At 38.9% G+C, this 7,992-nt stretch carries 8 protein-coding genes; 4 read left to right on the plus strand and 4 right to left on the minus strand.

The genetic code is table 11. The features are described 5' to 3' along the window. The 4 genes from ACTHJT_RS07565 to mraZ are packed head-to-tail and all read right to left on the minus strand — an operon-like array spanning position 1 to position 3,853. Entirely contained in the window at positions 1–2,103 is a 2,103-nt protein-coding gene (locus tag ACTHJT_RS07565; RefSeq protein ID WP_440237396.1) for a penicillin-binding protein, read from the minus strand. Beyond that, entirely contained in the window at positions 2,093–2,491 is a 399-nt protein-coding gene (locus tag ACTHJT_RS07570) for an FtsL-like putative cell division protein (protein WP_440237397.1), read from the minus strand. The genes ACTHJT_RS07565 and ACTHJT_RS07570 overlap by 11 nt, the downstream gene beginning before the upstream one ends. Before the next feature lie 3 nt (positions 2,492–2,494). Further along, on the minus strand, positions 2,495–3,391 hold the full coding sequence (rsmH, locus tag ACTHJT_RS07575) for a 16S rRNA (cytosine(1402)-N(4))-methyltransferase RsmH (protein ID WP_440237398.1): 897 nt from the start codon (positions 3,389–3,391) through the stop codon (positions 2,495–2,497). A 6-nt stretch (positions 3,392–3,397) separates the two neighbouring features. Further along, a complete protein-coding gene (gene mraZ / locus ACTHJT_RS07580) occupies positions 3,398–3,853 on the minus strand; it encodes a division/cell wall cluster transcriptional repressor MraZ (protein WP_440237399.1) in 456 nt (151 codons plus the stop codon). 643 nt (positions 3,854–4,496) lie between these two features. Between mraZ and ACTHJT_RS07585 the strand changes: the two genes are divergently transcribed. The 4 genes from ACTHJT_RS07585 to ACTHJT_RS07600 form a co-directional block, all read left to right on the plus strand. Next, a complete protein-coding gene (locus tag ACTHJT_RS07585) occupies positions 4,497–4,769 on the plus strand; it encodes an HU family DNA-binding protein (RefSeq protein WP_440237400.1) in 273 nt (90 codons plus the stop codon). A gap of 277 nt (positions 4,770–5,046) precedes the next feature. Then, positions 5,047–5,517 (plus strand): GbsR/MarR family transcriptional regulator, encoded by a 471-nt coding sequence (locus tag ACTHJT_RS07590; protein WP_440237401.1) that lies wholly within the window; start codon positions 5,047–5,049, stop codon positions 5,515–5,517. A gap of 68 nt (positions 5,518–5,585) precedes the next feature. Further along, entirely contained in the window at positions 5,586–6,911 is a 1,326-nt protein-coding gene (locus ACTHJT_RS07595; RefSeq protein ID WP_440237402.1) for a TolC family protein, read from the plus strand. 31 nt (positions 6,912–6,942) lie between these two features. Beyond that, positions 6,943–7,992 (plus strand): efflux RND transporter periplasmic adaptor subunit (locus ACTHJT_RS07600; RefSeq protein WP_440237403.1); only part of this gene is annotated, 1,050 nt, incomplete at its 3' end.

Raw genomic sequence — 7,992 nt, forward strand, 5'->3', positions numbered from 1 at the left:
TTAGTTTAACACAATAGTTATGTAATTCCCTTTGTTGTATCTGGTTCCGGGTGCAATTGATTGCGAGGCTACCCTACCGGAACCTTGAATGCTTACATGCAAACCAATATTTTCTAATATATATAAAGCGTCTTTTAACCGAAGTCCGCGTACATCCGGTACAATACCTGCAACGATTTTTCTATCATACCAGACAACGGTTTTATTTTCAACGCTTGCCTGAACCCAGTCATCATTTGCATTGGTACTTGTATGATTCGGAATTTGCAGCGCATTGCATAAAAACTTCAAATCATCATACAATCCTCCTCTGATCACCGGATATATACCGGTATTGGCCGGTGCTTGTGTTTTGATCGGTTCCTGCAGATCAAGGTCCTGTGCATATATTTTATCTGCCACTTCTTTAAATACCGGGGCGGCAACATCTGAGCCATATTGTTGATATCCTTTCGGATTATCAATCACAACGATACAGCTGTACTTAGGTCTGTCTGCCGGGAAATAACCTACAAAGGAAGTATAATAAGTCCGCGAATAGGTTTTGTTTACAAGCTTTTGTGCCGTGCCTGTCTTGCCTGCTATTTTATAAGTATTATTTTTTATGTTGCTTGCTGTACCATTCTCAACTACACCTTCCAGCATGATACGTACTTTCTTCAGCGTTTCATCTGAACAAATCTTATCAACCACCACTTCGGTTGAATACCTGTCAAGCACCTGATCAGCCACGCGTGTTTCTTTCACAATCATCGGTCGAACCATCGTGCCGTTGTTAGCTATTGCATTATAAAATGAAAGTGTATGTATCGGCGACATACTCAATTCATAACCGATCGACATCCATGGAAGCGTTGTTCCACTCCAGGTTTTAGAAGAAGTTGTTTTAAAAAATGGTTTTGCCACTCCATCCATTTGAAAAATGACTGGCTCTGTCAAACCCATTTTTTGAATATGTTCCAAAAACTTATCTGGTTTCGCACCAAAATATTCGTTTACTTTTTTAGAGATCGCAATGTTCGAAGATGTTTCAAATGCATGCTGTAGGGTAATTTTTCCATGTCCTCCGGGCTTTGAGTCACGCATGATCCGGTCATAGAATTCATACTCGCCATTACCTGTATCAATAGTATCTGACAGGTTTATATCTGTATCTTCAAATAAGGCTATTACTGATGCCAGTTTAAATGTTGAACCCGGTTCGGTTAATCCCTGACTACCGATTGCATAGTTATAATTTTCGGCATACTGCCCCTCACCTACCTTTCCAAGGTTAGCAATCGCTTTGATTTCGCCTGTCGCAACCTCCATAAGCACTACACAGCCGTAATCAGCATCGTGACTTGCCAGGTGGTTACGTAAAGATGCTTCAGCCACATCCTGAATATTAATATCTATTGTTGTTACAATATCAATACCGTCTACCGGAGTAATTTCATTTTCATCGTGAATCGGTTTCCAGTTTCCGCCCGACATTTTTCTGAATAGCGCCTTACCGTTTTTGCCTCCCAATTCCTGGTTAAAACTATATTCCAGGCCAGCACCATTATTTTCTTCATTCACGAAGCCTACTGTACGTTGTGCCAGCATTGAAAACGGCATGAAACGTTTGTCAACCTTTTCAAATACAACACCACCTTTCGATCTGCCTTCACAAAAGATCGGCCATTCCGACATTTCCTTTTTACCCTGGTAGTTAATCGGTTTATGGTTTAAGATAATGTAGCGTTTTTTATCAGTTCTTGCTTTAGTTATCTTTCGCCTATACTCAGAAACTGTTTTATCTTTAAAGTATGCTTGTAACTTTTCCGCAAGTTCATCAATCCCTTTATTAAAGATATCATCCTCCGCAATGGTAGGATCTATACAAACCCTGTAAAACGGCAATGATGTGGCCAACAGGCTTCCATCCGCGGAAAATATATTTCCCCGTGTAGGTTTTACATCTTTAAAATCAATCAGATTTTCTGTATGCAGTTTTTCCCATCTTTCTCCCTGCACAAACTGGATCACAAATATTTTGTATCCAATTGCTAAAGAGAACAGCACGATTGCCAGGAAAGCAACACGGATCCGAAGGACTATGGATTTTTTAATGTTCAAGGCTCTTCTCAGTTATTTTAATAGGTGGTTCCGTGCTTTCTTTTAATCCCAGGACCTCAACCTGTTTTGCTACTTCTGATTGTTTACTTTTAATCATCAGATCTGCTTTCAGTGTTATATAATCGGCTCTAAGATCATTCACTTCATTTTTCAGCTTATTTGTTTTGCGAACAAGCTTATCGCCGTAATGTGCATTAGCAATGTACAGCATCATGATACAGGCAAAGAATAATACTTTAGGTATATATTGTACAGGCAAACCATCATTAAATGCATCCCCAACAGGAACGTATTTATCTACAAAAGAAAAAAATCCCTTACCGGACTTGATTTCCGGGGGAGTTTCTTCTTTTACTGTTGTTTTTTGTCTGACTGTATTTTCTGCCATATATTATTCGCGTTCTGCAATGCGTAAACGTGCACTCCGCGCACGGTTATTTACTTCTTTTTCTTCATCGGTCGGATCTATTGCTTTACCAACAGCATGAAAAGGTTTGTTTGTATTTCCATAAAGATCTTTTTCAGCATCGCCATGAAATTTACCCTGCTGGACAAAATTCTTAACCAAACGGTCTTCTAAGGAATGGTAACTGATGATGGAAAGTCTGCCCCCTGATTTTAATACCTGCTGACTTTGTTCTAATAAATCTTTTAATGCTTCCAGCTCTTCGTTCACTTCAATGCGGAGTGCCTGGAATACCTGCGCATAATATTTACTCTCTTTTCCGCGCGGCGCATAATCGGAAAGTATTTCAATCAACTCCGAGGTACGGTTAATCGGTTTGTTGATACGTTCTTTAATCAGCGCCTGTGCAAGCGTTTTAGCATTGCGCACTTCACCATACATACCCAGGATGCTATGCAGGCCATGTTCAGAGTATTTATTGATTACATCCGCAGCTGTCTTGTCAATAGCTCTATCCATGCGCATATCCAGTGGTGCGTCATAACGGATAGAGAATCCTCTTTCCGGAGTATCGATCTGATGCGATGAAATACCCAGATCACCCAGCAAACCGTCTACCCTGTCTACCCCGTTCAGGCGCAGGTATTTTTTAATGTATCTGAAGTTGGCTGGAATAAGAGTGAAGTTGGGGCCGATCAGATCCTTTGCATTGTCAACAGCATCCGCATCCTGGTCGAAAGCGTATAATTTGCCCCCTTTTAAATGCTTTAGTATTTCACGGCTGTGGCCACCGCCACCGAATGTAACATCGACGTATATTCCTTCCGGATTAATATTTAACCCCTCAATACTTTCTTTTAATAAGACCGGAACGTGATACATATGTGTCTATTCTTTTTTTGTTGGTGCTAGATATTTTTCTGCCAATTGAGCGAGTTCACCGGAATCCTGGATGAGGAACTTCTGATATAGCTCCGGAGACCAGATTTCCACCCTGTTTCCCATCCCTACAACGGTGACATCCTTCTCGAGCTGTGCATGTCCTAAAAGCATTTTAGGGATTAATAAACGGCCGTTGCCATCCAACTCCACCTCATTAATCCCCCGGAAGAAATTCCGTTGAAAAACTCGGTATTCTTCGCTGAATTCGTTCAGGCCGGAAACTTTTGAGTATATCTTCTTGAATTCAGTTTGGGAATACAGAACAATGCAGGACTCGAATCCCCTTGTCAATACAACATTTCCTGCGTCTACATCGGGCAAATTGGACTTAATACGGGCAGGCAAGACCATGCGGCCTTTCGCGTCTACTGTACAGTCATATTCACCTGAAAAGAATCCCATATATTACCTCTGATATACAATTGGTTAATCAAATTTATAAAAGAAAAGACAAAATACAACCACAAAGACCCACTTTATCCCACTTTTATATCAATTTAAACCTTTTTGTGGAAAAATATAGCATTTGCCAACAAAAATTCAACCTTCAGGCGCTGTTATGCACAAGTAAGCGATTCACATTTTTGAATACCTATAAAATTCAAGAATGTAAGACGTTTCAAAAAGCGTGGATATATATAAAAACGATGGAAGCAAACAAGCATCAGCGATACATGAGTAGTATAAAAAAGACATAAACGTAAAATTTTTCTCAAATCGCTTATCTCCCCTGCCAATCATGGGCTGTATAGAATTAAAACGATATTAACATTCAGAAAAAAAATGTATATAACTCGTAACCTATTCTAAAAGACGCGTAAATAAAGAGGTATAGAATAAACAGATATTATAAAAAACAAAAAAACAGATATCCCCAAATTGTACTTTACTTCTCTATCGCACTAGTCACGGTAGGTACAGAACATGTGAATTTCTGTAAAGTTATCAACAAATGGATAAAATATTGCTGAAGCTCTTGCAGGATAAGGCTTTTCCTATAATTTCGTATAAGAATTTTAACTTTTACAAACAAAAACTACACACTATGAACAAGGCAGAATTAATCGATGCAATTGCAGCTGAGTCAAAATTAACTAAAGCTGATTCTAAAAGAGCTTTAGACGCATTCATTAACGCGACTGGTAAAGCGCTTAAAAAAGGTGAATCAGTTGTATTAATTGGTTTCGGTTCTTGGAAAACAGCTACACGTGCAGCTCGTAACGGTAGAAACCCACAAACTGGTAAAGTGATCAAAATCAAAGCTAAAAAAGTAGTTAAATTTAAAGCTGGTGCTGAACTTACTAAAAAAGTTAAGTAATTAGCCACTCACTTTTTTATCATAAAAAAACCCAACCTATTTGGTTGGGTTTTTTTATTGTAGATCTGATTCTTTTTCTACAGACTCCCAAGCGGAAGTCTTAAAAATGTCTTTTTTCAATAATTTTCCATTTCGGAGCGGTCCAATAAAAAATTAATTATTTGAATATCTGACATTTAATTAATATTTAAAGATGTAATAAATTTAGTTCTTATTTTTCAGAACTAACTAAATAATTCATAACTTTACATCATTAAAAAACAAAGTACCTGACAACATGAGCAAAGAAATTGTAACTGAAAAACAACGGATCCTGATCGAACAACTTGGTGTGTTCTATGAAAAGGAAGGTTTTCACCCTGCAGGTGCGCGTGTTATGGCATTGCTGCTAATCGCAGATAGAAACGAATTAACATTCGATGAAATTAAAGATGCCCTCAACATCAGTAAAAGCGCTACCAGCACCGCGCTCAACCTGTTGCTTACAACAAAACGTGTAGAATATTTTACCAATCCGGGCGAACGCAAAAGATATTTCAGAGCAACCATTATCAATTGGAAAAATCACATGAAAGAAAAACTGGAAGGCATCATTACCATGCATTCCTTAATGAAAGAAATCATTGAACAACGTCCGTCTTCTACTCCTGAATTCAACGCAAGCTTACGTGAGATCCATAGTTTCATGAGTTTCTTTCACAAAGAAATCCCTTTGATCATAGAACGATGGAAGGCAACAAAAAAATAATTTCAGCTGACAACAATATTATTTTACTTTAATCGACTTCAACCTATATCTCTTAAACATCAATTACCATGAGACTTTACGCCATAGGCATATTGCTGACGCTAACTATTTCTCAAACAATGGCCCAGCAAAAATATACACTGAAACAGTGTATTGATTACAGCTTAAAAAATCATTTGAGTAACCAGGTCTACCAAAACAATATTGAAATAGCCAACCAACAAGGCCGGGAAGCCCTGGCAGGTTACCTTCCACAGGTTGCAGGTACGGCTACATTTGACTACAACATCAAACGTCAGACAACAATCATTCCTGCCGGGGCTTTCAGTCCTACAGAAACGAGATTGCAATTTGGTCAGCCATTCCTTACCAATCCTGTGATACAGGCAGATCAGGTGATCTTTGACCAATCACTCTTATATGGTATCCAGGCAAATAAACCGAACAAAGAAATTTCGGAATTAAGTCTGAAACAAAACCAGGAAACGCTGATCTATAATACCACTGCTGCTTATATAGAAGCAACCATTTATGCTGAACGTATTCGTATCCTGGCTACAAACGAAAATAAATATAAAGATCTGCTGGCGATTAAAAAATTGCAGCTGGATAAAGGGGTAGCCACGGAAGTTGATTACAACCGTATTCTTGTTACTTATAAAAACATTGTTGCAGAAAAAACGCTTGCGGAAACAAATAGAGAACTTGCCCTGAATAAGCTGAAGGACGCCATGGGTATGACATTGCAGGAGACTATTACTATTAACGACTCTTTAAATTACGATCGTCTGATTCCTACTTCTGATATCAGCCAGTTTGATGTTACACAATTATATGCTTACAAAATCAATGTACAGAAAATTCATTTGCAGGAGATTGATGTAAAAAGAAAAAGAGCCGCTTTCATGCCAACATTAAATGGGTATGCACGTTATGGGGCGCAATCTTACAGCGCACACTTCAGTACAGCGTTTGACCGCTGGTTTGATTACTCCACAATCGGGCTACGTTTGAACGTCCCTATTTTCAGTGGATTCAGACGCGACAGTCAGTTAAAACAAAGCCAGCTTAACCTAGCAAATGCCAAACAGAATTTCATTATCAACAACAACACCTTACAGCTTCAGGCACAGAATGCCAATACGCAATTGAAGAAATCGTATAATGATGTTGCAAACAACAAAGAAAACCTGGCACTTGCTCAGGAAGTATTTGACATAACCAATCTTCAGTATCAAAAAGGTGCCGGTACATTAACTGACCTGCTGAATGCTGAATATTCACTGAAAGAAGCGCAAAACAATTACATTACTTCCATGTTGAATTTATTGTCTTCAACACTTAACAATGAAAAAGCTAATGGTACTTTAATTCCATTCGCTTCTAAACTTTAATCTAAGCAGTACTTACCCAGTTATATCTATTATGAAAAAATATCTGATTATAGGCGGCATATTAGCTATTGTAGCACTAATCGCAGTAAAACTTGTCAGCAACAAAAAAGTGATCAACGAAAGCAAACAAATTGTTGACCGATCGAAAATACCTGTTGCGGTATCTGTAGCTGTTGTTGAAGAAAAACCGATGGGTAGCTTTTTCAAGCTGCCTGCATCCCTTGAACCGGCGGAAGAATCTGATATTACAGTGGCGGTATCAGGAAAAATCACCCGCTTATCTATCGAAAATGGTTCGCGTGTAAGCAAGGGACAAATCATTGGTACGATTGATTCTCAGCTTAAACAGTTAAACCTGGAAGCAGTGGAGTTATCCGAAGCGAAATTGAAAAGAGATTACGAACGGGTAAAAGAATTATACGAAGGAAAAGCTGCAACTGAAACCAGTGTGATTGATGCCAAATACGCCTATGACAATAAGCATATTGAAGCCAACCAGATCCGCAAACAAATTGCTGATGGCAATATTGTAGCGCCATTCAGCGGCATCATTTCAAATAAAAACCTGAACGCAGGTGAATTCGCAAACATAGGCACAGTGATCGCTACGATCGTTGACATACAGCAATTAAAAAGTATTGTGTATGTAAATGAAAAAGATGTATACCAGTTAGCGATCGGACAAACGGTATCGGTTTCAACGGAAGTATATCCTGGAAAAGAGTTTTCAGGGAAAATATCATTCATCAGCCCGAAGGGTGACGCCAGCCACAACTACCGTGTAGAAGTGCTGATCAATAACAACGGAAAAAATCAACTGAAGGCAGGTACCTATGTACTGGTAGCGTTCAGCTCAGAAAGAAAAAATAATGCGCTGCAGATTCCAAAGATTGCCCTTGCCGAAGGTCTTAAAAATCCATATGTATATGTGGTTGATGGCAACAAAGTAAGAGCGCGCAAAATTGTACCTGGCCGTGAAGTAGGCGAATATGTTGAAGTAGTGGGCGGCTTACAAAGCGGAGAACAAATTGTAATCAATGGTCAGATTAACCTGCTTGATGGCAGTATTATCAGCATTGTG

It is taken from the genome of Cytophaga sp., from assembly GCF_051961495.1.
Lineage (GTDB): Bacteria > Bacteroidota > Bacteroidia > Cytophagales > Cytophagaceae > Cytophaga.

Bases quoted from the DNA above. Each gene is read 5' to 3' on its own strand.
- ACTHJT_RS07570 (WP_440237397.1), bottom strand. From the start codon at position 2,491: ATGGCAGAAAATACAGTCAGACAAAAAACAACAGTAAAAGAAGAAACT.
- rsmH (WP_440237398.1), bottom strand. From the start codon at position 3,391: ATGTATCACGTTCCGGTCTTATTAAAAGAAAGTATTGAGGGGTTAAAT.
- mraZ (WP_440237399.1), bottom strand. From the start codon at position 3,853: ATGGGATTCTTTTCAGGTGAATATGACTGTACAGTAGACGCGAAAGGC.
- ACTHJT_RS07585 (WP_440237400.1), top strand. From the start codon at position 4,497: ATGAACAAGGCAGAATTAATCGATGCAATTGCAGCTGAGTCAAAATTA.
- ACTHJT_RS07590 (WP_440237401.1), top strand. From the start codon at position 5,047: ATGAGCAAAGAAATTGTAACTGAAAAACAACGGATCCTGATCGAACAA.
- ACTHJT_RS07595 (WP_440237402.1), top strand. From the start codon at position 5,586: ATGAGACTTTACGCCATAGGCATATTGCTGACGCTAACTATTTCTCAA.